22 protein-coding genes and 1 tRNA gene are annotated in these 24,186 nt (G+C 74.9%); 15 read left to right on the forward strand and 8 right to left on the reverse strand.

Translation table 11 applies throughout. The features are described from left to right. Positions 1 to 13 precede the first annotated feature (13 nt). The 3 genes from PGB27_RS16355 to PGB27_RS16365 all read left to right on the forward strand — a co-directional run bounded on the left by PGB27_RS16355 (position 14) and on the right by PGB27_RS16365 (position 3,637). A tRNA-Leu gene (locus PGB27_RS16355) sits at positions 14 to 87 on the forward strand. 297 nt (positions 88 to 384) lie between these two features. Beyond that, complete coding sequence (locus PGB27_RS16360; RefSeq protein ID WP_274201436.1) at positions 385 to 1,245, forward strand: PIG-L deacetylase family protein; 861 nt, start codon at positions 385 to 387, stop codon at positions 1,243 to 1,245. Positions 1,246 to 1,381: 136 nt separating this feature from the next. Beyond that, positions 1,382 to 3,637 carry a SpoIIE family protein phosphatase gene (locus PGB27_RS16365; RefSeq protein WP_274201437.1) on the forward strand — a complete coding sequence of 752 codons (2,256 nt, stop codon included), beginning with the start codon at positions 1,382 to 1,384 and terminating at the stop codon, positions 3,635 to 3,637. A gap of 64 nt (positions 3,638 to 3,701) precedes the next feature. On the opposite strand, the gene PGB27_RS16370 is transcribed toward PGB27_RS16365, so the two are convergent. Further along, a complete protein-coding gene (locus PGB27_RS16370) occupies positions 3,702 to 3,971 on the reverse strand; it encodes an antitoxin (protein ID WP_274201438.1) in 270 nt (89 codons plus the stop codon). A gap of 300 nt (positions 3,972 to 4,271) precedes the next feature. Here PGB27_RS16370 and PGB27_RS16375 point away from each other — a divergent pair, with 300 nt between their 5' ends. Beyond that, positions 4,272 to 5,087, forward strand: a complete 816-nt coding sequence (locus tag PGB27_RS16375) for a Bax inhibitor-1/YccA family protein (protein ID WP_274201439.1) — start codon at positions 4,272 to 4,274, stop codon at positions 5,085 to 5,087. Between the two features lie 69 nt (positions 5,088 to 5,156). Here PGB27_RS16375 and PGB27_RS16380 read toward each other — a convergent pair whose 3' ends face one another. Then, positions 5,157 to 6,401, reverse strand: coding sequence for an acetyl-CoA C-acetyltransferase (locus PGB27_RS16380; protein WP_274201440.1), 1,245 nt, complete (start codon positions 6,399 to 6,401; stop codon positions 5,157 to 5,159). Between the two features lie 118 nt (positions 6,402 to 6,519). On the opposite strand from PGB27_RS16380, the gene PGB27_RS16385 reads away from it, so the two are divergent. Both PGB27_RS16385 and PGB27_RS16390 read left to right on the forward strand, forming a co-directional pair. Beyond that, a complete protein-coding gene (locus tag PGB27_RS16385; protein ID WP_274201441.1) occupies positions 6,520 to 7,923 on the forward strand; it encodes a cystathionine beta-synthase in 1,404 nt (467 codons plus the stop codon). 25 nt (positions 7,924 to 7,948) lie between these two features. Next, a complete protein-coding gene (locus tag PGB27_RS16390; protein WP_274201442.1) occupies positions 7,949 to 9,094 on the forward strand; it encodes a cystathionine gamma-synthase in 1,146 nt (381 codons plus the stop codon). Here the strand turns inward: PGB27_RS16390 and PGB27_RS16395 are convergent. Next, entirely contained in the window at positions 9,091 to 9,540 is a 450-nt protein-coding gene (locus tag PGB27_RS16395; RefSeq protein ID WP_274201443.1) for a PPOX class F420-dependent oxidoreductase, read from the reverse strand. The two genes, PGB27_RS16390 and PGB27_RS16395, sit on opposite strands and share 4 nt — an antisense overlap. Positions 9,541 to 9,575: 35 nt before the next feature. Beyond that, a complete protein-coding gene (locus PGB27_RS16400; RefSeq protein ID WP_274201444.1) occupies positions 9,576 to 9,821 on the reverse strand; it encodes a hypothetical protein in 246 nt (81 codons plus the stop codon). 239 nt (positions 9,822 to 10,060) lie between these two features. Here PGB27_RS16400 and PGB27_RS16405 point away from each other — a divergent pair, with 239 nt between their 5' ends. Next, the gene (locus PGB27_RS16405; RefSeq protein ID WP_274201445.1) at positions 10,061 to 11,299 is read left to right on the forward strand and encodes a threonine ammonia-lyase; all 1,239 of its coding nucleotides are present in this window, start codon (positions 10,061 to 10,063) and stop codon (positions 11,297 to 11,299) included. Between the two features lie 16 nt (positions 11,300 to 11,315). On the opposite strand, the gene greA is transcribed toward PGB27_RS16405, so the two are convergent. Beyond that, positions 11,316 to 11,810 (reverse strand): transcription elongation factor GreA, encoded by a 495-nt coding sequence (gene greA, locus PGB27_RS16410; protein WP_274201446.1) that lies wholly within the window; start codon positions 11,808 to 11,810, stop codon positions 11,316 to 11,318. 479 nt (positions 11,811 to 12,289) lie between these two features. Between greA and mca the strand changes: the two genes are divergently transcribed. The 4 genes from mca (at position 12,290) to PGB27_RS16430 (ending at position 16,480) form a co-directional block, all read left to right on the forward strand. Continuing rightward, positions 12,290 to 13,201: a mycothiol conjugate amidase Mca gene (gene mca, locus PGB27_RS16415; RefSeq protein WP_274201447.1), complete on the forward strand. Its 912-nt coding sequence runs from the start codon at positions 12,290 to 12,292 to the stop codon at positions 13,199 to 13,201. Then, the gene (locus PGB27_RS16420) at positions 13,198 to 13,539 is read left to right on the forward strand and encodes a hypothetical protein (RefSeq protein WP_274201448.1); all 342 of its coding nucleotides are present in this window, start codon (positions 13,198 to 13,200) and stop codon (positions 13,537 to 13,539) included. The genes mca and PGB27_RS16420 overlap by 4 nt, the downstream gene beginning before the upstream one ends. 28 nt (positions 13,540 to 13,567) lie before the next feature. Then, positions 13,568 to 15,604 (forward strand): thioredoxin domain-containing protein, encoded by a 2,037-nt coding sequence (locus tag PGB27_RS16425; protein WP_274201449.1) that lies wholly within the window; start codon positions 13,568 to 13,570, stop codon positions 15,602 to 15,604. A 171-nt stretch (positions 15,605 to 15,775) separates the two neighbouring features. Further along, a complete protein-coding gene (locus PGB27_RS16430) occupies positions 15,776 to 16,480 on the forward strand; it encodes a hypothetical protein (RefSeq protein WP_274201496.1) in 705 nt (234 codons plus the stop codon). Between the two features lie 104 nt (positions 16,481 to 16,584). Here the strand turns inward: PGB27_RS16430 and trhA are convergent, their stop codons facing one another. Then, a complete protein-coding gene (trhA, locus tag PGB27_RS16435; RefSeq protein ID WP_408630079.1) occupies positions 16,585 to 17,262 on the reverse strand; it encodes a PAQR family membrane homeostasis protein TrhA in 678 nt (225 codons plus the stop codon). A 119-nt stretch (positions 17,263 to 17,381) separates the two neighbouring features. Here trhA and PGB27_RS16440 point away from each other — a divergent pair, with 119 nt between their 5' ends. After that, positions 17,382 to 18,161: an isoprenyl transferase gene (locus PGB27_RS16440; RefSeq protein WP_274201450.1), complete on the forward strand. Its 780-nt coding sequence runs from the start codon at positions 17,382 to 17,384 to the stop codon at positions 18,159 to 18,161. 116 nt (positions 18,162 to 18,277) lie between these two features. On the opposite strand, the gene PGB27_RS16445 is transcribed toward PGB27_RS16440, so the two are convergent. After that, entirely contained in the window at positions 18,278 to 18,763 is a 486-nt protein-coding gene (locus tag PGB27_RS16445) for a hypothetical protein (RefSeq protein ID WP_274201451.1), read from the reverse strand. A gap of 331 nt (positions 18,764 to 19,094) precedes the next feature. Here PGB27_RS16445 and PGB27_RS16450 point away from each other — a divergent pair, with 331 nt between their 5' ends. Next, positions 19,095 to 20,468 carry a DUF885 domain-containing protein gene (locus PGB27_RS16450; RefSeq protein ID WP_274201452.1) on the forward strand — a complete coding sequence of 458 codons (1,374 nt, stop codon included), beginning with the start codon at positions 19,095 to 19,097 and terminating at the stop codon, positions 20,466 to 20,468. A gap of 396 nt (positions 20,469 to 20,864) precedes the next feature. Beyond that, positions 20,865 to 22,217 carry a PhoH family protein gene (locus tag PGB27_RS16455; RefSeq protein WP_274201453.1) on the forward strand — a complete coding sequence of 451 codons (1,353 nt, stop codon included), beginning with the start codon at positions 20,865 to 20,867 and terminating at the stop codon, positions 22,215 to 22,217. 71 nt (positions 22,218 to 22,288) lie between these two features. Here the strand turns inward: PGB27_RS16455 and guaB1 are convergent, their stop codons facing one another. Next, positions 22,289 to 23,731 (reverse strand): GMP reductase, encoded by a 1,443-nt coding sequence (gene guaB1, locus PGB27_RS16460; protein ID WP_274201454.1) that lies wholly within the window; start codon positions 23,729 to 23,731, stop codon positions 22,289 to 22,291. A gap of 72 nt (positions 23,732 to 23,803) precedes the next feature. On the opposite strand from guaB1, the gene PGB27_RS16465 reads away from it, so the two are divergent. Further along, positions 23,804 to 24,163 (forward strand): DUF3817 domain-containing protein, encoded by a 360-nt coding sequence (locus PGB27_RS16465; RefSeq protein ID WP_274201455.1) that lies wholly within the window; start codon positions 23,804 to 23,806, stop codon positions 24,161 to 24,163. Positions 24,164 to 24,186: the final 23 nt, after the last annotated feature.

Consider the following 24,186-nt stretch of genomic DNA (forward strand, 5'->3'; position numbering starts at 1 on the left):
GGACGGGAGTTCCGCCCCTGTAGCCCAATCGGCAGAGGCAGGCGACTTAAAATCGCCGCAGTGTGGGTTCGAACCCCACCGGGGGCACGCACGGCGGGACCACGGCAGGGCTCCGCATCCCCGGTGCCACCGGGCGCATCGACGTCACCCACCGCACGCCGCCACCCCGCCGGTCGCCGGGACGTCACCCGATCCACCCCGTCACGTCAGCTCGCCGTCACCCGCCCGTCGCAGCGGTCACGCGGAGAGCGGTCGGTCCCACGACCGGGTGCGTGACGCCCGACCGCTCGGGCGCCCCGGACGGACCGCTCGACGCCGACCCGCCGAAGCTGCTCCGAACGGGCGAGAAGATCGGCCACACTCGTCGGTGGGAGGTGAGGCGTCGTGGCTGATCCGGGGGACCTGGCGGGTCGGATCCCCGCGCCGGGTGGTGCACGTCCGCCGTGGCGCGAGCTCGAGGGGCTGCGCCCGCTGACGCTGCGGGAGTGCCGGCGGCTCGTGGTCGTCGCGCCCCACCCGCGCGACGAGATCCGGGCGGCCGGCGGGCTGCTGCGCCGGCTCGCCGCACGCCACGCCGAGGTCGACGTCCTCGCGCTCACCGACGGCCCCGGCCGCACCTGCACGCCGCCCGAGGGCCTCGCCGTGCCCCGCGAGCGCGAGCGCCCGCTCGGCGACCTCGTCGTGCGCCCCGACGACCTCGCCGACCCCGACACCCTCGCCTCCGTGCTCGCGCGCCTCGAGGGCGCCGAGGAGCCGGAGGAGGAGGCACCCGGCGCCGTCGACCACGAGGAGGCCGAGCTCGCCGCGGCCTACGAGGCGCTGGGTGTCGTGGAGGTCCGCCGGCACCGCCTCGGGCTCCCCGACGCCGGGCTCTCCGGGTGCGAGGCCGACGTCGTCGCCGCGCTGAGCGAGATCGTCGGGTTCGCCGACGACCCCCACGGGCTGTGCGTGCTCGCGCCCTGGTCCGGGGACGGCGACGACGACCACGAGGCCGCGGGCCGCGCCGCCGAGACGGTGTGCGCCGCCTACCGCGTGCGTCTCGTCCGCTGGCTCGACCAGGCGTGGAGCTGGGCCGGTCCGGAGTCCGCGGAGGTGCCGTGGCGACGCGCGCGCCAGCTCGCGCTGTCGGAGACCGTGCAGGCCCGTAAGCTCGCGGCCAGCGCGGCGTTCGGTGGCCGTCCCGGACGCGACCGCGAACTGCCCGACGGTTCCGCCCCCGGTCCTCGCGAGGTCTTCCTGGTGTGAGCAGGTCTCCCGTCACCCGGACGGGCGTGTCGGCACGCTCCGTTCCGTCGCAGCCGCAGACGCTCCTCGTCACGACCGCGCCCCATGGGGGTCACACCCGGCTCGGCGATCGGTTGGGGCCGATAGGCTTCGGCAGGTGACGGGCAGGACGAACGGCGACCACGGCGAGGTGGCGACCGACCCTTCCGGCCCAGCCCCCGAGCTGGGTCAGGACTACGCCACCGAGGCGCAGCGCGTGCGCGACGCCGTCGTCGACCCGAGCGGCGTGCGCGAGCCCGACCTGCCGCAGGTGCTGCACACCGCGCCGGCCGCCGTCGCGCTCATCGACCTCGGTGAGGGCCTCGTCACCTACGCCAACGACTCCGCCGCCGCGCTCACCGGTGGCCGCGCCTCGCTGCCCGTCGACATCGACGCCTGGAGCGAGGCGGCGGGCCTCACCGACCTGTCCGGCCGCCCCATGCGCGACACGGCCTCGCCGCTCTCGCGCGTCGCCCAGGGCATCCCGGTCTCGGGCGAGCCGGTCGCGGTCGCCGACGCCGCCCGCCGCGGCTCGGAGGCGACCGAGGAGGAGCGCGAGGAGGCCGAGGGCCGGCTGCTGTGGGTCACCGGCTTCCCGCTGTCGGAGGTGGTGAACGACGACCAGCGCCGGCTCGCCCTGGTCGTGTTCCTGCAGCTCTCCGGCGCCGGCGCCCAGCGCCACCTCGAGATGGTGCGCGACCGCGCCGTCGTGGCCACCGAGCTGTCGTTCACGATCTCCGACCCGGCCCGCGAGCAGAACCCGCTGGTCTGGGTCAACCCGGCGTTCACGCGGCTGACCGGCTACGAGCTCGACGAGGTGCTCGGCCGCAACTGCCGCTTCCTGCAGGGCCCGAACACCGACCCGGCCTCGATCTCGCGCATCCGCACCGCGCTGGACGAGGAGCGCCCGATCACCGAGGTGCTCCTCAACTACCGCCGCGACGGCACCGCGTTCTGGAACCAGGTCTCGATCACCCCGGTGCTCGACGGCCAGGGCCGCGTGGTCAACTTCGTCGGCGTCCAGTCCGACGTCACCGAGCGCGTCATGGTCGAGAACGAGCGGCGCGCCGCGCTGGCCGCCGCGGAGGAGACCCGCGAGCAGCTGCGCCTGCTCACCGAGTCGACCTCGGCGATGTCGGCGAGCCTCGACACCGTCGGCGTCGCCGAGGCCCTCGCCCGCATCGTGGTGCCGGCCATGGCCGACTTCTGCTGCGTCGACCTGCTCGAGGACGTCGAGGGCAACTCCTCGGTGCGCCGCGCGGCGGTCAACCACCGCGACGAGACGAAGGTCGAGGAGGTCCGCGGGCTCGGGCGCTGGGTGAGCCCCACCGAGGACGGCCGCGACCCCATCGGCCAGGCGCTCGGCTCGGGCACGCCGTCCCTGCTGCCCGAGCTGCCCGTCCGGCCCGCCGGCATCTCCGACCAGCCCGACCTGCTGCGCCGCTACGAGGCGCTGCGGCCGCGCTCGGCGATCGTCGTGCCGCTGCGGGCCCGCGGGCAGATGCTCGGGGCGCTGACGCTCGGCACCGAGCTGCCCTACGGCCGCCGCTACTCCCAGCGCGACCTCTACCTGGCCGCGGACCTCGCCGCCCGCGCCGGCCTCGCGGTGGACAACGCCCGCCTCTACGCCCGCGAGCACGGGGCGGCGGAGACGCTGCAGCGCAGCCTGCTGCCCGCCGTCCCGCGGATGGCGGGCATGACGATCGCGTCGCGCTACCTGGCCGCGACCGACGGCGCCCAGGTCGGCGGCGACTGGTACGACATGCTCTCGCTGCCCGACGGCGCGGTCGGCCTCGCCGTCGGCGACGTCGTCGGCCACGACCTGCGGGCGGCCGCGGCGATGGGCGAGCTGCGCGGGGTGCTGCGCTCGTACGCGTGGGAGGGCCTCGGGCCCGCCGACGTCGTCGACCGCTGCGACGACGTCGTGCAGGGTCTGGGCATGGCCGCGATGGCCACCGCTGTCTACGCGCGCCTCGAGCGCGGTGAGCAGGGCGACTGGGTGCTGCGGTACTCGAACGCCGGCCACCCGCCGCCGCTGCTGCGGCGGGCCGACGGCACCGTCGAGCTGCTCACCGGCAACCTCTCCCCGCTGATCGGGGCCACCCGCGCCGTCACCCGCGAGGAGACGACGGTGCACTGCCGCCACGGCGACCTGCTGGTCCTGCACACCGACGGCCTCATCGAGGCGCCGGGTGCCGACCCGGACGACCGCACGCAGCTCATCGCCGACACCCTGGCCGCGCAGTCGGCCGACATGCCCGTCGAGGAGCTCTGCGACCGGCTGCTCGGCATGCTCGGCGTCGACGGGCTGCGCGACGACGCGGTGCTGCTCGCGATCCGCCTCGACGGCGAGGGCGAGCCCGCGCCGGCGTAGCCGTCCCGGACGTGCGACGGCCCGGCCCCGCGAGCTGCGGGACCGGGCCGGTGTACGTCGTGCCTCAGGGCCGCGGGGGCTCCTGGCCCGGCGGGGGCGGCGGGGGCGCCTGCCCCTCGGGCGGCGGCGGGGCCTGGCCCTCGTGCGGCCGGCCCGGTGCCTGGTCGCCGTGCAGGAACTGCTTGGCCCGGTCGCCGGCCTGGTCGACCTGCTCCTCGTGGCCGTAGCGCTGCCCGACGTAGTCGCTGCCCTTGTCCACGTAGGAGTCGGCCTTGTCCGGGTTCTTGCCGGCCCAGTCCTTGGCCTTGTCCACCATCTTGCCGAAGTCGACCATCGCCACCCTCCTCGTCGCTGCGTGCGAGGTCTCGGGCGCAGCATGCCCCGTCCCGCCCCGGGGCCACACCTGCGACCGGGACGGGTGCCGCCGATCGGGGGGATAGACTTCCTGGGGGACCCCATCCCGGGGCGAAGCGGACACGCTCCGTCCACCGCGGGTCCGGTAAAGTTCTTTTTACCGAGACGGGAACCGATCCACCCACCCCGTCGTTGCACCGGGTGGACGAACAGTCCGCGGTCGACCCGGCCGATGACATCCCGCCATCGGTGCCGGCTCCGCGTAGGAGGAGGACGAGAGGTGCGCACCAGCAGCAACCCGGCGTTCCGCAACCTGCCCACCTCGCCGGGTGGGTACGCGCGGTTCGGCGACGCCCCGGCCGGTATGGCCGGTGGCATGTTCGGCGGGGGCGGCAGCCCCATGCCGACGGCGGCGGCCGACGACCGTCCGCTCACCGTCGACGACGTGGTCCAGAAGACCGCCATCAACGTGGTCCTGGCCCTCGCGGTCGGCGTGGTGACGGCGTGGAGCGGCCTCTACGTGCTGGGCCTGCTCGGCTTCGTGGTCGGGCTGGTCCTGGCGCTGATCATCATCTTCAAGCAGAGCACCAACAAGTTCCTGGTGCTCGGCTACTCGGCCGCCGAGGGCATGGCGCTCGGCGCGATCACCGGGGTGTTCCAGAACATCGCCACCTCGCCGGGCGGCACGAGCTACGCCGGCATCGGCGTGCAGGCCGTCCTCGGCACCCTCGGCGTGTTCATCGGCATGCTCGTCGTCTACAAGACCGGCGCCATCCGCGTCACGCCGCGCCTGACCAAGATGGTCATCGGCGCCGCGATCGGCGTGGTCGTGCTGATGCTGGCCAACCTCGTCGCGGGCTTCTTCGTCCCCGGCGGCATGGGCCTGCGTGACGGCGGCACCCTGGCGATCATCTTCAGCCTGGTCTGCATCGCGATCGGTGCGTTCATGCTGATGCTCGACTTCGACCAGGCCGACCAGGCGGTCAAGGCCGGCGTCCCCGCGCGCTTCGCGTGGTACCTCGCCTTCGGCTTCATGACCACGCTGGTCTGGCTCTACATCGAGATCCTGCGCCTGCTGAGCTACTTCCGCGAGTGAGCTGACCACTCGCAGCCGAGACGACGGCCCCTCCCGCCCCGTGCGGGAGGGGCCGTCGTGCGTCGGGGGTCAGCTCAGGCGCTCGAGCACCATCGCCATGCCCTGCCCGCCGCCGACGCACATGGTCTCGAGGCCCAGGGTGGCGTCGCGCTCGCGCAGGCCGTTGATCAGCGTGGTGGCGATCCGCGCGCCGGTCATGCCGAACGGGTGGCCGACGGCGATGGAGCCGCCGTGCACGTTGAGCTTGGCCTCCATGTCCTCGTCGCTCATCCCCAGCCCGCGGGCCGAGGGGATGACCTGCGCGGCGAAGGCCTCGTTGATCTCGACGAGGTCGACGTCGCCGATCCTGAGCCCGGCGCGGGCCAGGGCGCGGGCCGACGCCTCGATCGGCCCGAGGCCCATGATCTCGGGGGACAGCGCGCTGACGGCGGTGGACACGATCCGCGCGAGCGGGGTGATCCCGAGCGCCTCGGCCCGCTCCGCCGACATGACCACGAGCGCCGCGGCGCCGTCGTTGAGCGGGCAGGCGTTGCCGGCGGTGATGCGCCCGTCGGGGCGGAAGACGGGCTTGAGGTCGGCGAGCGCCTCGTACGTCGTGCTCGGCCGCGGGCTGTCGTCGTGCTCCATCACCGAGCCGTCGGGCAGGCGCACCGGCGTGATCTCGCGGGCCCAGAAGCCCGACTGCTGCGCCCGCGCGGCGTTCTGCTGGCTGCGCAGCGCGAAGCGGTCCATCTCCTCGCGGCTCACGCCCTCGGCGAGCGCGACGTTCTCGGCCGTCTGCCCCATGGCGATGTAGGGGTCGGGGAGCAGGCCGTCGGCGCGCGGGTCGTGCCACTGCGACGCGCCGGCCGCGGCGACCTCGGCGGTGCGGCGCTCGGCGTCGGCGAACAGCGGGTTGTGGGTGTCGGGCAGCGAGTCGGAGTTGCCCTTCTCGAACCGCGACACGGTCTCGACGCCGGCGGCGAGGAAGACGTCGCCCTCGCCGGCGCGGATGGCGTGCGCGGCCATGCGCGCGGTCTGCAGCGACGACGAGCAGTAGCGCGTGATGGTGGCGCCGGGCAGCCGGTCCATCCCGAGCTCGACGGCGACGATGCGCGCGAGGTTGTGTCCCTGCTCGCCGCCGGGCAGCCCGCAGCCGAGCAGCAGGTCCTCGACCTCGGCGGGGTCGAGGGCGGGGACGGCGTCGAGCGCGGCCGTCACGACCTGCGCGGTGAGGTCGTCGGGGCGCATCGCGGCCAGCGAGCCCTTGCGGGCGCGGCCGATGGGCGAGCGGACGGCGGACACGATGACGGCCTCGCGGCCAGGGTCGACCATGCGCGCGAGACTACGACGACGCGGCGCCCCCGACAGCGGTCGTGGACACCACCGTGATCCCGCGCACGACCGTGGGGCCGGGCGGCGTGGCGGGGCCGCGACGTCGGAGGATGGGGGCATGCGCTACGTCGAGCACGTCGCCGAGCTCATCGGGAACACGCCGCTGGTCCGTCTCAACCACGTCGTGCCGACGGGCCCGGACGCGCCGTTGGTGCTCGCGAAGGTCGAGTACCTCAACCCCGGCGGCAGCGTGAAGGACCGCATCGCCGAGAGGATGATCGACGCCGCGGAGGCGTCCGGCGAGCTCAAGCCGGGCGGCACCATCGTCGAGCCGACCTCGGGCAACACCGGGATCGGCCTGGCGATCATCGCCCAGCAGCGCGGCTACCACTGCATCTTCGTGTGCCCCGACAAGGTCAGCGTCGCCAAGCAGGACGCGCTGCGCGCCTACGGCGCCGAGGTCGTCGTGTGTCCCGCGGCCGTCGAGCCGGAGAGCCCGGAGTCGTACTACTCGGTGTCCGACCGGCTCTCCCGCGAGATCGAGGGCGCCTGGAAGCCCAACCAGTACGCCAACCCCGCGAACCCCGCCTCGCACGTCGCGTCCACCGGCCCCGAGATCTGGGAGCAGACCGAGGGCCGCATCACCCACTTCGTCGCCGGCGTCGGCACCGGCGGCACCATCACGGGCACCGGCCACTACCTCAAGGACGTCTCCGACGGGAAGGTGCGCGTCGTCGGCGCCGACCCGGTCGGCTCGGTGTACTCCGGCGGCGACGGGCGTCCGTACCTCGTCGAGGGCGTCGGCGAGGACTTCTGGCCCAGCACCTACGACCACGACATCGCCGACGAGATCGTCGCGGTGCCCGACCGCGACTCCTTCCTCATGACCCGCCGCCTGGCCCGGGAGGAGGCGCTGCTCGTCGGCGGCTCGTGCGGCATGGCGGTGTGCGCGGCGGCGAAGGTCGCGGAGAGCGCGGGTCCGGACGACGTCATCGTCGTGCTCCTGCCCGACGGGGGTCGCGGCTACCTGTCGACGGTGTTCAACGACCAGTGGATGGCCTCGTACGGCTTCCTCGCGCCCGACACCGGCGAGTGGACGGTCGGCGACGTGCTGCGCCGCAAGGACGGGTCGATCCCCGACCTCGTGCACGGGCACCCCAGCGAGACCGTCGCCGACGCCGTGTCGATCATGCGCGAGTTCGGGGTCTCGCAGATGCCGATCGTCCGCGCCGAACCGCCGGTCATGGCGGCCGAGGTCCGCGGCGCGGTGACGGTCCGCGACCTGCTCGACAAGGTGTTCAACGAGCAGGCCTCGCTCACCGACCCCGTCGAGCGCCACCTGTCGAAGCCCCTGCCGAGTCTGGGCAGCAACGAGCCCATCTCCAAGGCGGTGGAGGCGCTGCGCGGCGGCGACGGGGCACTGGTGGTGGTCGACGGGCGGCCCGCGGGCATCGTCACCCGCGCCGACGTCCTCGCGTTCCTCGCCACCGGCAGCCGCTACGACGTCGGTGGACCGGCGTAGGAACGCGCGGCCTACCCTGGACGGGGTGAACGGTTTCTCCACCCGCGCCCTGCACGACGGCCAGGAGCCCGACCCGACGACGGGCGCGGTCGTGGTGCCGATCCACGCCACGTCGACGTTCGCCCAGGACGGCGTCGGCGGCCTGCGGTCGGGCTACGAGTACGCGCGCACCGGCAACCCCTCCCGGACCTCGCTGGAGACGACGCTCGCCTCCCTCGAGGGCGCCCGGCACGCCCGCGCCTTCGCGTCCGGCATGGCCGCCGAGGACGCCCTGCTGCGCGGCGTCCTGCGCCCCGGCGACCACGTGCTCATCCCGCTCGACGCCTACGGCGGCACCTACCGGCTGATCTCGACGGTCTACGCCGACTGGGGCGTCGAGTACACAGCGGTCGACACGGCCGACCTCGACGCCGTGCGCGCCGCGATCCGGCCGAACACGAAAATCCTCTGGTGCGAGACGCCGACCAACCCGCTGCTCGGCATCGCCGACATCGCCGGGCTCGGCACCCTGGCCCGCGAGCACGACCTCCTGCTCGTCGTCGACAACACCTTCGCCTCGCCCTACCTGCAGACGCCGATCGGGCTCGGCGCGCACGTCGTCGTGCACTCGACGACGAAGTACCTCGGCGGGCACTCCGACGTGGTCGGCGGCGCGCTCGTCACCGACGACGACGAGCTGCACGCGACGCTCGGGCGCATGCAGAACGGCATGGGCGCGGTGCCCTCGCCGTTCGACTGCTTCCTCACCCAGCGCGGGATCAAGACGCTCGCGGTGCGCATGGAGCGCCACAGCGACAACGCCGAGCGGGTCGCCGACGTGCTCGCCGCCCACCCGGCGATCACCGCGGTGCTCTATCCGGGCCGCGCCGACCACCCGGGCCACGAGGTGGCCGCGAAGCAGATGCACCGCTTCGGCGGCATGGTCTCGGTGCGCGTCGCCGGGGGCGAGCAGGCCGCGCGCGACCTGTGCGCCGCGACCCGCGTGTTCACGCTCGCGGAGTCGCTGGGCGGGGTCGAGTCGCTCATCGAGCACCCCGGCGCCATGACGCACGCGTCGGCCGCCGGCTCGCTGCTCGAGGTGCCCGCCGACCTCGTGCGCCTCTCGGTGGGGCTGGAGGACGCCGACGACCTCGTCGACGACCTGCGCCAGGCCCTCGACGGCCTCTCCTAGCCCCGGACGCTGTCGCCGTAGATCCGCTCGACGGTCATGACCATCAGCACGCGGCGGTCGGCGACCATCGTCGCGCGGTACTCGTCCCAGTCGGGGTGCTCGCCGGCCGCGGTGCGGTAGTACGCGACGAGCGCCTCGACCTCGGCCGAGTGCGGGTCGTCACCGGGTCCGGTCAGCGTCACCGGGCCCTCGGCGGTGGCCCACGCCCACCCGTCGGGCGCGGTGACCTCGACGGCGGCCCGGGGGTCGCGCCGCAGGTTGGCGGTCTTGGCCCGCCCCTCGGTCATCGACACCGACAGCGTGCCCGCGGCGGGGTCGTAGAAGGGCATGACGGGGGAGAGCTGGGGCAGCCCGCTGCGCTTGATGGTGGCGAGGACACCGAGGCGGCTCGCGGCGAGCAGGGCCGCCGGGTCGAACGTGGGGGGATCGAACGAGGACGTGGTCACGTCCTCGATGATGGCCCTCGTCGGGCCCGCGGGCGTCAGCCGCGGCGGGCGGCCGGGTCGCCGTCGCTCGGGTGTCCGACCAGCGGGTCGATCTTCCCGGGGGAGAGGCAGCCGCCCTCGAGGGAGATGCCGTCGGGGGTGGTGACGTAGCGCGCGGGGTCGTCGCAGCCCGCCGACCCGACGGTGCCGACGGCGCCGAGCGCGAGCAGCGCGGCGAGCAGCAGCGGCAGCGCCCGGGCGAGGCGCGTGATGCGCGCGCCGGATGTCGGGACCGTGCCCACGGTGCCCCACCCCCCAGCGCTCGAGGCCGGCGCCTCACGCCGACACCACGAGGCTACCGACGCCCGGGGGGCGCTGACCCGTCGCGCACCATCGGGCGACCGGTGACGGGACGGGCGCGACGACCGGTCACACACCCGGTGTGCTATGGGCGCCGTCGGCGCCGCCCACCGCTCACGGACCGCTCGTCGGAGAGCAGGGCCTGGGGGAACGGGTCGCCGGGAGCTGCCAGGATCGCGGGGTGGAGCTCGTCCGTCCCGCCGACGTCGAGGCCGCGCGCGCGGCGCTGGCCGGCGTGGTGCGCGAGACGCCGGTGACGCCGTCGCGGGCGCTGGAGGGGCTGGTCTCCCACCACGGGTCGAGCTCCGCTGCGCTCCGTCTCCCAGCCGGCCCGGTGCTCCTCAAGTGCGAGAACCTGCAGCGCACCGGCAGCTTCAAGATCCGGGGTGCCTACCGGCGCATCCAGCGCCTCGACGCCGCCGAGCGGGCCGCCGGCGTCGTCGCCGCGAGCGCCGGCAACCACGCGCAGGGCGTCGCGCTCGCCGCGCAGCTGCTCGGCACGCGCGCGACCGTGTTCATGCCGGCCGGCGCGCCGCTGCCCAAGGTCGAGGCCACCCAGGAGTACGGCGCCGACGTCGAGCTCGTCGACTCGCTCGACGACACGTTCGCCGCGGCCGAGGCGTTCGCGGCGCGGACCGGGGCGGTGCTCATCCACCCCTTCGACCACCCCGACATCGTCGCCGGCCAGGGCACCGTCGGGCTGGAGATCCTCGAGCAGGTCCCGGACGTCGCGACGATCGTCGTCTGCACCGGCGGGGGCGGCCTGCTCTCCGGCATCGCCGCGGCGTGCGTCCCGGCCGGCGTGCGGGTCGTCGGCGCGCAGGCGGCGGCGCTCGCGGCGTGGCCGCCGTCGCTCGCCGCCGGGGCGCCGACGGGGGTCGTGGGCGCGACGATCGCCGACGGCATCGCGGTCTCCCGACCTGGCGAGGTGACGTTCGCGCACGTCCGGGCCCTGGTCGACGAGGTCGTCACCGTGTCCGAGGAGGCGCTGGCGCGCGGCGTCCTGCGCTGCCTCGAGCGCGACAAGCTGCTCGTGGAGCCCGCCGGCGCCGCGGCGGTCGCGGCCGTCGCCGAGCACCCGGGACGCTGGCCCGCGCCCGTCGTCGCCGTCGTCTCGGGCGGCAACGTCGACCCGATGCTGCTCGAGGACATCGTGCGCCGCGGCCTCGTGGCCGCCGGACGCTACGCGGCCCTGCGGGTCCGGCTGAGCGACCGCCCGGGCTACCTCGCCGACGTGCTGCGTCGCGTCGGGCAGGCGGGCGGCAACGTCGTGGACGTCGTGCACCGCCGCCTGTCCGGGGCGGGCACGACGCCGGGCACCGTGGACGTGGCCCTCACGCTCGAGGCGCGGGGCCACGACCACCGGGCGGCGATCCTGGCCGACCTCGCGGCGGCGGGCTACGAGGTGGCGGCGGAGTAGGTGTCGCGGCCGCGGATCAGGGCGAGTAGGGCTCGGCCGAGACCAGCGTGACCTCCATCGACCCGCCGTCGGGCAGGTCGTAGCTCACGGTGTCGCCGGCCTTGGCGCCCATGAGGGCGGAGCCGAGCGGGGAGTTCGGCGAGTAGACCTCGATGGTCCCCGACGAGCCCTCCTCGCGGGAGCCGAGCAGGAAGGTCTCGGTGTCGTCGTCGCCCTCGAAGCGGACGGTGAGCACGGTGCCCGGGACGGCGACGCCGCTCTCGGTGGGCGTCTCGCCGACCTTCGCGGTGTGCAGCAGCTCCTGGAGGTGGCGGATGCGCGCCTCCATGACGCCCTGCTCCTCGCGGGCGGCGTGGTAGCCGCCGTTCTCCTTGAGGTCGCCCTCCTCGCGCGCGGCGTTGATCTTCTGCGCGATCACGGGACGCTGGGCGACGAGGTCGTCGAGCTCGGCCTTCAGCCGGTCGTGCGCGTCCTGGGTCAGCCAGGTCACCTGCGTCTGCGTCTCGGTCACGTCGATCAACTCCTCGGAGGTCCGGTCCCGCGCTGCGCGGGTCGGCGGCCTGCTCTCCTCGCGGGCCCCTTGGCATCGCCCCGGGTGGTGCGGTGCCGGCGGCCCGGGGGCCACAGACGGAAAAACACGGCCCGCGGCATGCGGGCCGTGTCGATCCACGGTAACACGAGACGGGCCGTGTGGAACCCGTTCGACGGTGCCGCCGCAGGGGTCGGCTGGGCGTGAAGGGCCTTGACCACCTGCGCTTTTCCGTGTCAGGGGCCTCTCGGCCAAGGTCCACGGCGGGTCCACGGCGGGTCCACCGCGGGTCCACCGCGGGCCCACCGCGGGCGCACGGCGGGGCCCGCGCGGCCCGCGACCGGGGCTGTCGGGGGTGCCCGGGATGATGGAGGGGAGCGGGGGCGTTGTACCCCCCGGTGAATCGATCGGTGAACCCGTTGGTCAGCAGGACGACGCACGAGGACGGCTCCGGACAGACGATGAGCGCACTTCCCTCCGACCAGCCGCTGCGGCTGATGACGGTGCACGCCCACCCCGACGACGAGTCCAGCAAGGGCGCCGCCACGTGCGCGCGCTACGTCGCGGACGGCATCGAGGTCATGGTCGTGACGTGCACCGGCGGCGAGGCCGGCAGCATCCTCAACCCCGCGATGGACACCCCCGAGGTCCGCGCCGACATGCCCGGCACCCGGTACGCCGAGATGGCCAAGGCCGCCGCGATCCTCGGCGTGGCGCACCGCTGGCTCGGCTTCGTCGACTCGGGCCTGCCCGAGGGCGACCCGAAGCCCCCGCTGCCGCCGGGCTGCTTCGCGCTCGAGCCCCTCGAGGTGCCCACCGAGGCGCTCGTGCGGGTCATGCGCGAGTTCCGCCCGCACGTCGTCGTCACCTACGACGAGACGGGCGGCTACCCCCACCCCGACCACATCCGCTGCCACGAGGTGTCGATCGCGGCGTGGGAGGCGTGCGGCGACCCGGACCGCTTCCCCGAGGCGGGCGAGCCGTGGCAGCCGCTGAAGCTCTACTACTCGCACGGCTTCTCGAAGGCGCGCATCCTGGCCTACCACGAGGCGCTGCTGGAGGCGGGCATGGAGTCGCCGTGGGCGGAGTGGCTGGAGCGGTGGGACGACTCGCGTCCCGACCCGGGCGCGCGGGTCACCACGCGGGTGCGCTGCGCCGAGTACTTCCCCGTGCGTGACGACGCCCTGCGCGCCCACGCCACCCAGATCGACCCCAACGGCCGCTGGTTCGCCATGCCGATGGAGATGCAGCAGCGGGTCTGGCCCACCGAGGAGTACGAGCTCGCGCGCTCGCTCGTCGGTGAGGTGATGGAGACCGAGTCGGCCGAGGACGGCGACCTGTTCGCGGGCATCCGGGAGCGGGTCGACGCATGACCCGCCTCGCCGTCTGGTGGACGCTGCTCCCGATGGCGGCGCCCCCGCCCGGGGCGCCGCCCGGCAGCGAGCGCGGCGAGGAGTTCGGCAAGACCTCGCCGATCGCGCTCGTCGTCATCCTGCTGCTCGGGCTGGCCACCGCGCTGCTCATCCGATCGATGACCAAGCGGCTGCGCAACGTCCCCGCGTCGTTCGACCCGCCGGAGGAGACGGCCCCGTCCGACCGTCCGGAGCAGGACGGAGGGCCGGACGAGGAGGGTCGTCCGCCCGCCGCGCAGGGCAACGGACAGGGCGGGACGGACCGGACGGACAGGCCGCCACCCGCCGGCTCGCCCTGACCCCACCCGGCTGCGACCATTCCCGGTCATGGCCAACCGGCTCGCCGGCTCCACCAGCCCCTACCTGCGGCAGCACGCCGACAACCCGATCGACTGGCAGCCCTGGTCGGGCGAGGCGTTCGCGGAGGCGCGGCGGCGCGAGGTGCCGGTCCTGCTCTCGGTCGGCTACGCGGCCTGCCACTGGTGCCACGTCATGGCGCACGAGTCGTTCGCCGACGAGGAGGTCGCGGCGTTCGTCAACGAGCACTTCGTGCCGATCAAGGTCGACCGCGAGGAGCGCCCGGACGTCGACGCGGTCTACATGGAGGCCACCCAGGCCATGACCGGCCAGGGCGGCTGGCCGATGACCTGCTTCCTCACCCCCGACGGCGACCCGTTCCACTGCGGCACCTACTACCCGGCGCGCCCGCACGGCGGGATGCCGTCGTTCACCCAGCTGCTCGGGGCCGTGGTGCGGGCGTGGACCCAGGAGGGGGAGCGGGTGCGCGACGCCGCCCGCGCCATCACCGGGCGGCTCGCGTCGGTGTCGCGGTCGCTGCCGGCCGCGGGCGTCGACGCCGACACGCTCGCCGGGGCCGTCGCGGCGCTCACCGAGGACTTCGACGAGGCGCGCGGCGGGTTCGGCGGCGCGCCGAAGTTCCCGCCGTCGGCGGTGCTCGAGTTCCTGCTGCGCCACCACGAGCGCACCGGCAGCTCCGACGCGCTGGCGATGACCGAGATCACCGCCGAGGCCATGGCCCGCGGCGGGGTGTTCGACCAGCTCGCGGGCGGCTTCGCGCGGTACTCCGTCGACCCGGACTGGGTCGTGCCGCACTTCGAGAAGATGCTCTACGACAACGCGCAGCTCCTCGGCGTCTACGCCCACCTCGCCCGGCTGACCGGGTCGGAGGCCGCCGCGCGGGTCACCGACATGACCGCCGCGTTCCTCCTGCGCGACCTGCGCACCCCCGAGGGCGGCTTCGCCTCGGCCCTCGACGCCGACGCCGCCGGCGAGGAGGGCACGACCTACGTGTGGAGCCCGGCCGAGCTCGCCGAGGTGCTGGGTCCCGACGACGGGGCGTGGGCCGCGGGGCTGCTGGGGGTCACCGAGGAGGGCACGTTCGAGCACGGCCGCTCGACCCTGCAGCTGCGCGCCGACCCCGACGACCCCGGCCGCTGGCAGGCCGTGCGCAAGGCCCTGCTCGCCGCCCGCGGCCGGCGCCCGCAGCCCGAGCGCGACGACAAGGTCGTGGCCGCGTGGAACGGGCTCGCGGTCACCGCGCTCGTCGAGGCGTCGGCGGCGCTGGGGCGCAGCGAGTGGCTCGCCGCCGCCCGCCGGGCCGCGGCGCTGCTGCTGCGCGTGCACCTCGTCGACGGCCGGCTGCGGCGCACCTCGCGCGACGGCGTGGTCGGCGACGCCCCCGCCGTGCTCGAGGACCACGCCGCGCTGGCCGGGGCCCTGCTCGCGCTGCACCAGGCCACCGGCGAGGCGCGCTGGCTCACCGAGGCCCGCGCGCTGCTCGAGACCACGCTCGACCACTTCGCCGAGACCGGCGACGACGGCGCGTTCACCGGCCGGTTCTGGGACACCGCCGACGACGCGGAGTCACTGGTCACCCGGCCCCGCGAGGTCACCGACGGCGCCTCGCCCTGCGGGTCCTCGCTGGTGGCGGGCGCGCTGCTCACGGCGTCGCTGCTCGTGGAGCCCGCGGCGTCCGGGCGCTACCGGGAGCTCGCTGACGCCGCGATCACCGAGGTCGGGGGCCTGCTCGCCCGGCACGCGCGGTTCGCGGGCCACTGGCTCGCCGTCGCCGAGGCCGCGGCGCACGGGCCGCTGCAGGTCGCCGTGGTGGCGGCCGACGACCCCGACGGCCGCGCCGGGCGGGACCGCCTCGCCGACACGGCCCGGCGCCACGCCCCCGGGGGCTCGGTGGTCGTCGCGGGCGAGCCCGACGCCGACGGCGTGCCGCTGCTCGCCGACCGGCCCCTGGTCGACGGCGCGCCCGCGGCCTACGTGTGCCGGGGCTTCGTGTGCGACCGCCCCCGCACCGCCGTCGACGACCTCGCGGCGGCCCTCGCTCGCTGAGCGCGCGGGCCTTGCGCAGCGAACGTGGTGTTCGCTGCTTCTAGGCGTCCGAACTCCCCGTCGATCACCCCCGTCGGCGCCGGCCGACGCCTTCGCCGCGGGCGAACACCGCGTTCACCGTTGCTGTGTAATCCTGTAAGCGTTGCAGGAGCGCGGAGGGAGAGCGCGATGATGGTGGGACGCGGACACCGGGGTCGGCCGGGTCGTGGTGGTCCGGGGCGCCGGGGCAGCGGTCGGGTGCCGACGGACCTGCCCGGCACCGACGACCTCACCGGCTGGCTCACCGGGCGGCTGCCGGACGGGTGGTTCGTCGGCGCGCCGTCGGTGACGGTCGACCGGGAGGAGATCCTCGTGGTCGGCGAGCTGCCGGCCCCGAGCCTCGACGAGGGCGCCGACGAGGCGGCCCACAGCGCCGCGGCGCGCGGGCGCATCGAGCGGTTCCGCGAGGAGACCCGGACCGAGCGCATGGAGGTCGCCCGGCAGGCCGAGCACCGCTACGGGCGCAAGGTCGCCTGGGGCGCACGGATCGGTGAGGTCGAGGAGCTGTTCACGACGCTGTCGGTGCCGGTGATGACGCGGCTGCGCCAGCAGGAGCGCCTGGTGCTCGACACGCTGGTCGACGCCGGCGTGGCCCGCTCGCGCTCGGACGCGCTGGCGTGGGCCGTCGCCCTCGTCGGCGAGCACGCCGGCACCTGGCTCGAGGACCTGCGCGGTGCGATGAGCGCGGTCGACGAGCTGCGCGCCAAGGGCCCGGTGCTCGACGACGACGGGACCGCCGGCCAGGAGGGCAGCCAGGAGGGCAGCCAGGAGGGCACTGCCGGTGCCCCCGACCCCGGCGACGAGGGCGGTGGCGACCCGATCCCCCCGCAGGGCTGACGGGACGAGGGACGCCCCTGCTGCGCACGACGCAGCGGGGGCGTCCCTCGCTGCGTCGGGGCGGGGCCGGTCGGGACACTCGGTCGGGACACTCGGCGGGACCCTCAGCCGGCGTAGAGCACCAGCCAGATGGCGACGTGGTGGCAGGCCGCGGCCACCACCGTCGCGGCGTGGAAGAACTCGTGGTACCCGAAGGTCCGCGGCCACCCCACCGGGCGGCGCCAGGCGTAGAAGACGGCGCCGAGGCTGTAGAACACGCCGCCGACCACCAGCAGCACGAGGGCCGCGACGCCCCCGCGGTGGAGCAGGTCGGGGATGACGAACACCGCGACCCACCCCAGGGCCAGGTAGATCGGCACCCCGACCCACCGCGGCGCGTGGGGCCACGCCACCTTGAGCACGACGCCCCCGAGCGCGCCCGCCCACACGATGGCGAGCACGATCAGGCCCGTGCGCTCGGGCAGCGCGAGCACCGCGAACGGTGTGTAGGTGCCGGCGATGAAGATGAAGATCATCGCGTGGTCGAGGCGCTTCATCAGCGCCCGGCCGCGCGGCGTCACCCACGTCCGGCGGTGGTAGAGGGCGCTGATGCCGAAGACGCCGCAGACGGTCACCGAGTAGACGGCGACGGCGGCCGCGGCCTCCGCGGAGACGGTGGCGCCGGCGAGGGAGACCAGCACGATGCCGGCCGCCACGGCGACGACGAAGGACCAGAGGTGCAGCCAGCCCCGCATCCGCGGTTTGACCGGCGTCGGCTCGGCGGTGGGGTCGATGACGGTCACGGCCCCAGGGTAGGTGCGGTTCCTGTGCGTGACCGCGTCCGGCGGTGACGTTCGCGGGGCCGTCACCGCCCCGTCACGGGGGTCCGCGCCGTCACGGCCACCGGCTAGCGTGGTGGCCCGTGACACTCCGGGACGATCTGCGCAGGGTCGCCTACTCGCTCTACGAACGCCGGCTCCGCCGGCGGGGTGCGACGAGCGCGCCGCCCCGTCACATCGGGGTCATCCTCGACGGCAACCGCCGTTGGGCGCGCGAGGCGGGGCTGGCCGACCCGAGCGCGGGACACCGCGCCGGCGCGGAGAAGATCGTCGACCTGCTCGACTGGAGCCAGGAGGCCGGCGTCGAGGTCGTCACGCTGTTCCTGCTCTCGACCGACAACCTCGACCGGCCCGCCGCCGAGCTCGACGCGCTCCTCGAGATCATCGCCTCGGCGGTCGAGGGGCTCGCGGCCCCGGACCGGCGGTGGCGGCTGCGCGTCGTGGGCAACCCGGACGCCCTGCCGACGGCCATCGCCGAGCGGGTCGAGGCGGCCGCGTGCAGCACCGCGGGGCGCGACGGCATGCAGGTCAACGTCGCGATCGGCTACGGCGGGCGTCAGGAGATCGCCGACGCCGTGCGCAAGCTGCTGCTGCGCCACGCCGAGGCGGGGACGTCGATCGAGGAGCTCGCGGAGGTCCTCGACGTCGACCACATCGCCGAGCACCTCTACACCTCGGGCCAGCCCGACCCGGACCTCGTGATCCGCACCTCCGGCGAGCAGCGTCTCTCGGGGTTCCTCATGTGGCAGTCCGTCTATTCGGAGTTCTACTTCACCGAGGCGCTGTGGCCGCAGTTCCGCCACATCGATTTCCTGCGCGCGCTGCGCGACTATTCCCGGCGAAATCGCCGGCTCGGTCAGTAGGCACGCGAGAACGGCCCCGGGAGCGATTGCTCCCGGGGCCGTTCGTCACCCGTGGCCCACCCGCGGCCGCGCCATCCCCCGATGGGCGCGGACACGGGTCGCGGGGCGATGTGGACTCAGCCGTCGATGTTGCTCAGGATGCCGAGCTGGTTGATCGGCACCTGGACGTTCGTGTTGTTGATGCCGATGAGCTGGTCGCCGGTGTTGAGCTGGCCGCGCTGGACCGCCCGGGCGCCGCCGCCGTCGTCGTCGCGGTCGCGGTCGCGGTCGCGGTCGTGGTCGTGGTCGTGGTCGTCGCCACCCTTGTGGTGGTGACGACCGCCGTGGTGGCGGCCCTCGTCGTCGTCGCAGTCGCTGTCGAGCGAGCTGAGCACACCGAGCTGGTTGATCGGGGCCTGGACGTTGGTGTTGTTGACGCCGACGAGCTGGTTGCCCGTGTTGGCCTGCCCGCCCTGCACCGCCGAGGCGCCGCAGTCGGAGGACGACGAGTGGGAACGGTCCTCGTCGTGGTGGTGGCCCGCCTCGCCGGCGCTCGCCAGCGGGGCGAGGGAGAGCATGCCCGCCGTCGCGCCCAGGACGACGATTCCCGCCTTCTTCAGCATCCAGTGCTCCAGTTTCGTTCGTGGTCATCGGCGGGAATTCGGGGTCCCCGTCGAATGTCTCCAGCCCCACGGACGGTGCGGCTGACGGGAGAAAAGCTATCCGTCGCCGGAGCGGCATTTCCAGCTGCGGACCACCATCGAGTGATTGACAATTCCGAGCGCGACTGTAGTGCGATATCCGGGTGATCCACCGCGCGGTCGCACCCCGTTTTCCGCGGCCGCCGGCGCATTCAGTGGCCGTGCGTCGCAGCCCTCGACACCCGGGTGTCGTATCAAGGCCGGTGCGCCGCGGGACGAGGCTCCGGGGCGCCACTCGGCGTAGCCTCGTCCGGTGGTTGCGGACCCGGGCCTCGACGGGGGTCTCGACGGGCTCGCGCGGGCCTACGTCGATCTCGCGCTGCGGCTCGACCGCGTGGTGCCCGGGGTGCTCGACGCGCACTTCGGCGACCCGGCCCACGCCGCGCGGGTGGCGGCCGCGCCGGCGCCCGACCCCCACGACCTCGTGCGCGAGGCCGACCGCCTGCGCGCCGCCCTGCCCGGCGACGGTGCCGACCCCGCCCGCGCGGCCTTCCTGGACGCGCAGCTGCGGGCCTGCCGCGTCCTCGCGGAGCGGGCGGACGGGCGGGACGTCGGTTTCGTCGACGAGGTCGAGCGCTGCTTCGACGTGCAGGTCGCCCGCGGGGACGAGGACCTCTACCGCGAGGCCCACCGCGACCTGGACGCCCTGCTCGGCGGCTCGGGCGCGTTGTCCGACCGGCTCGCGGCGTTCCGCGACGGCGACCGCCTGCCCGCCGAGCACCTGTCGACGGCCCTGGCCGCGGCCGTCGCGGCGCTGCGCGAGCGCACCGCGGCCACGGTCGGCCTCCCGCCGGGCGAGGACGTGTCGCTCGAGGTCGTCGACGCGGCGCCGTGGAGCGGGTTCAGCCGCTGGGTCGGCCCCCGGCGCTCCGCGGTCGCCGTCAACGGGGGCATCGGGCACCGCGTCACGCACCTGCCGCTGCTCGTGGCGCACGAGGCCTACCCCGGCCACCACACCGAGCACGCCCGGACGGCCGCCGACCTCGCCGACGACGCGGGACGGCGCGCGCGCCCCGAGCGGGAGGTCTTCCTCGCGCGCACCCCGCAGAGCCTCGTGGCCGAGGGCGCGGCCGAGCTGGGCCTCGAGGCGGTGGTCGGGCCGGGGTGGGGCCGGTGGAACGCCGAGGTCCTCGCCGCCGCGGGCGTGCCCACCGACCCGGAGCGGGGCGCGCTCGGCGAGGCCGTCGAGGACGTCATGGCCCGGCTCGCGCCGGTGCGCCAGGACGCCGCCCTGATGCTGCACGACGAGCACCGCTCGCCCGACGAGGTCGTCGCGCACCTGTGCCGCTGGCTGCTCCTCGACGAGCCCCGGGCGCGGCGGATGCTCGAGTTCCTCGGCCACCCGCGCTGGCGCACCCACACCACGACCTACGTCGAGGGCGCCCGCCTCCTGCGGCCGTGGCTGCTCGGCACCGACGGCGCCCGCTCCCAGGAGGCGGTCACGGCGCGTCTCGTCCGCGTGCTCGACGCCCCGCCGACACCCGCCGAACTGCGGGCCGAGCGGCGGGCCGACCGGCGCGCCGAGGCCCCTCACACCCCGTCGCCTGCGACGGGCGGTCACACCGTCCGGTCCCCGGTGCTGCGCCGAACGGTCGGCGACCGCCGAAGGTCGCCCGAAAATCGGTGAGTCACGTCACCAACTCGTCACGCTCGGCGCGCGACAACGACCGGCTACCGGCGGTAGCGTCCGCGCCGACGGACCCGCACCGGATGCGGGGCGTCCGGGGAGGCCGGTAGTGGCAGATCGGGGCGGGACGGGGACGTCCACCGCTCACGGCACGGGTGCCGACACGGCGCCGGTGACCGTGGCCGGGGCGACGCGACCGCCGCGCTCCGGTCCCGGGGGAGGGCCGGCACCCGGCACTGCCCCGCGATGGCGCAGGACGGCCCCCGGGCCGCGCCACCGCGCCGTCGAGCCACCGGACTAGTCGACCCGTTCCTCCGAGGAACACAGTGGTCGCGGGTGCCGTGGCCGCTCGAGGGAGTAGTCGTGAGCGCAGCACCAGCCGAGCGTCCCGCTTCCGTGAGCACCGCCAGCACCCCCGCCGTGGACCCCTCCGGGGCCGCGGACGGCGTGCGCTGTTACGTCCTCGACACCTCCGTGCTGCTGTCGGACCCGTGGGCCCCCACGCGGTTCGCCGAGCACGAGGTCGTCCTCCCGCTCGTGGTCATCTCCGAGCTCGAGGGCAAGCGTCACCACTCCGAGCTGGGGTGGTTCGCCCGCGAGGCGCTGCGACTGCTCGACGACCTCCGCATCAACCACGGCCGCCTCGACCAGCCGCTGCCCATGACGCCCGAGGGCGGGACGCTGCGGGTCGAGCTCAACCACTCGGACCCGTCGGTGCTGCCGGCCGGGTTCCGGACGGCGGAGAACGACAGCCGGATCCTCGCCTGCGCCCTCAACCTGGCCGCTGAGTACGCTCCCACCCGACCCGACGCTGTCACCCTCGTCACCAAGGACATGCCGCTGCGGGTCAAGGCGGCGTCGGTGGGCCTGCCCGCCGACGAGTACCACGGCCAGGACGTCACGACGACGGGCTGGACGGGTACCGCGGAGGTCACGGCCACCCCCGACGAGGTGTCGACGCTGTTCGCCGACGGCCTCGCCGACGTCGAGGCCGCCCGCGAGCTGCCGTGCCACACCGGGCTGCGCCTGCTCGGGGGCACGTCCTCGGCGCTGGGCCGCGTCACCCCGGACAAGCAGGTGCGCCTCGTGCGCGGCGACCGCGACGTGTTCGGGCTGCACGGCCGCTCCGCGGAGCAGCGCATCGCGATCGACCTGCTCTCCGACCCCGAGGTCGGCATCGTGTCCCTCGGCGGGCGCGCCGGCACCGGCAAGTCGGCGCTCGCGCTCTGCGCCGGGCTCGAGGCCGTCCTCGAGCGCCAGCAGCACCGCAAGGTCGTCGTCTTCCGCCCCGTCTACGCGGTGGGGGGCCAGGACCTCGGCTACCTGCCCGGCGGCGAGAACGAGAAGATGGCGCCCTGGGCACAGGCGGTGTTCGACACCCTCGGCGCGCTGGTCTCGTCGAACGTCGTCGAGGAGGTCATCGAGCGCGGGATGCTCGAGGTCCTGCCGCTGACCCACATCCGCGGGCGCTCGCTGCACGACGCCTTCGTCATCGTCGACGAGGCCCAGTCGCTGGAGCGCAACGTGCTGCTGACCGTGCTCTCGCGGCTGGGCACCAACTCGCGCGTCGTGCTCACCCACGACGTGGCCCAGCGCGACAACCTGCGCGTCGGGCGCCACGACGGCGTCGCCGCCGTGATCGAGAAGCTCAAGGGCCACCCGCTCTTCGCCCACGTCACGCTGACCCGGTCCGAGCGCTCCCCGATCGCCGCGCTCGTCACCGAGATGCTGGAGGGCGAGCGGCTCTAGGTGCGCTCCGCGCTCGTGAGCAGAAAGGAGTGCTCCAGCACTCCTTTCTGCTCACCTGCGCTCCGCGCACCTCACCAGCCGGCGGGCAGCGGGCGGCCCTCGGCGAAGCCCGACGCCGACTGCACGCCCAGCACGGCGCGGGCGTGGAACTCCTCGAGGGTGGCCGCGCCGGTGTAGGTGCACGCCGAGCGCACGCCCGCGCAGATCGAGTCCAGCAGGTCCTCGACGCCCGGGCGCTGCGGATCCAGGCGCATGCGCGAGGACGAGATGCCCTCCTCGAACAGGGCCTTGCGGGCGCGGTCGAAGGCGCCGTCGCCGCGGGTGCGGGCGCCGACGGCGCGCTTGGACGCCATGCCGAACGACTCCTTGTACGCCGCGCCGTGCTCGTCGCGCAGCAGGTCGCCGGGCGACTCGTAGGTGCCGGCGAACCACGACCCGACCATCACCGCCGACGCCCCGGCCGCGAGCGCCAGCGCCACGTCGCGGGGGTGGCGCACGCCGCCGTCGGCCCACACGTGGGCGCCCGCCGCCCGGGCCGCCGCCGCGCACTCGGCGACGGCCGAGAACTGGGGGCGCCCGACGCCGGTGGCCATGCGCGTGGTGCACATGGCGCCGGGGCCGACGCCGACCTTGACGACGTCCGCGCCCGCCGCGACCAGGTCGCGCGTGCCCGCGGCGGTGACGACGTTGCCGGCGACGAGGACCGCCTCGGGAGCGGCGTCCCGCGCGGCCGCCAGCGCGGCGAGCATCTTCTCCTGGTGGCCGTGCGCGGTGTCGACGACGAGCACGTCGACGCCCGCCGCGACCAGCTCCTTGACCCGCGTCGCGACGTCGCCGTTCACCCCGAGCGCCGCCGCCACCCGCAGGCGCCCGTCCGCGTCGACCGTCGGGCGGTAGACCTCGGCGCGCAGCGCGCCGGTGCGGGTGAGGATGCCGGCGAGGCGGCCGTCCTCGTCGACCCCGAGCGCGGGCGCGCCCGCGTGCGCCGGGTCCTGCAGCGCGTCGAACACCGCGCGCGGGGCCGTCGAGACCGGCAGCATCACCGCGGGGGAGAGGACGTCGGCGAGGCGGGTGAAGCGGTCGACGCCGGTGCACGCCGACTCGTTGACCACGCCCACCGGCCGCCCGGCGTCATCGACGACGACCACGGCGCCGTGCGCGCGCTTGTTGACGAGGTTCAGCGCGTCGGCCACCGCCTCGCCGGGGTGCAGCACGACCGGCGTGTCCCACACGGTGTGCCGCGACTTCACGCCCGCGACGATGTCGGCGACCGCCGCCGGGTCCACGTCCTGCGGGATGACGGCGAGCCCGCCGCGCCGCGCGAGTGTCTCGGCCATCCGCCGCCCGCTGACCGCGGTCATGTTCGCGGCGACGATCGGGATCGTGGCGCCCGACGGGTCGGCCACACCGAGGTCGACGTCGAACCGCGACGCCACGTCGGACCGCGTCGGGACGAGGAAGACGTCGTCGTAGGTCAGGTCGTGGGGCGGGCGCTCGCCGTCGAGGAACTGCACGTGTCACGAGCCTACGCGTGGCGATCGCCGCACTGCTCTCCCGACCCGGGATCGTCCGGGCAGAGTGGAGGTGTGTCGTCCGCCCTGACCAGCCCCACCGCGCGGCGCGCCGCCGCCCTCGCCCGCACCTTCCGCGCCGTCGCGATCGCCGAGGCCTGCTCCTGGATCGGGCTGCTGGTCGGCATGGTGTTCAAGTACCTCGTCGTGTTCGACGACGTCGGCGTCCGCGTGTTCGGCCCGATCCACGGCGCGCTGTTCGTCGCGTACGTGGTGATCGCGCTGGTCACGGCCCGGGTGTTCCGCTGGAGCGTGCCGACGACCCTGCTCGCGCTGGCCGCCAGCATCCCGCCGGCGGCGACGATCTGTTTCGAGCGCCGGGCGGTCCGCCGCGGCGAGCTGGGCGACGAACGGACGGGGAGTTCGCGCGCATAGAAGCAGCGAACAGCACGTTCGCT

Source organism: Actinomycetospora lemnae, assembly GCF_028737315.1.
In the GTDB taxonomy this organism is placed as follows: domain Bacteria; phylum Actinomycetota; class Actinomycetes; order Mycobacteriales; family Pseudonocardiaceae; genus Actinomycetospora; species Actinomycetospora lemnae.

What these genes read in the sequence shown, in the direction of transcription:
- PGB27_RS16385 (WP_274201441.1), top strand. Translation starts at nt 6,520, where the DNA reads ATGCGCTACGTCGAGCACGTCGCCGAGCTCATCGGGAACACGCCGCTG.
- PGB27_RS16370 (WP_274201438.1), bottom strand. Translation starts at nt 3,971, where the DNA reads ATGGTCGACTTCGGCAAGATGGTGGACAAGGCCAAGGACTGGGCCGGC.
- mca (WP_274201447.1), top strand. Translation starts at nt 12,290, where the DNA reads ATGAGCGCACTTCCCTCCGACCAGCCGCTGCGGCTGATGACGGTGCAC.
- PGB27_RS16445 (WP_274201451.1), bottom strand. Translation starts at nt 18,763, where the DNA reads ATGCTGAAGAAGGCGGGAATCGTCGTCCTGGGCGCGACGGCGGGCATG.
- PGB27_RS16425 (WP_274201449.1), top strand. Translation starts at nt 13,568, where the DNA reads ATGGCCAACCGGCTCGCCGGCTCCACCAGCCCCTACCTGCGGCAGCAC.
- PGB27_RS16430 (WP_274201496.1), top strand. Translation starts at nt 15,776, where the DNA reads ATGGTGGGACGCGGACACCGGGGTCGGCCGGGTCGTGGTGGTCCGGGG.
- PGB27_RS16380 (WP_274201440.1), bottom strand. Translation starts at nt 6,401, where the DNA reads ATGGTCGACCCTGGCCGCGAGGCCGTCATCGTGTCCGCCGTCCGCTCG.
- PGB27_RS16420 (WP_274201448.1), top strand. Translation starts at nt 13,198, where the DNA reads ATGACCCGCCTCGCCGTCTGGTGGACGCTGCTCCCGATGGCGGCGCCC.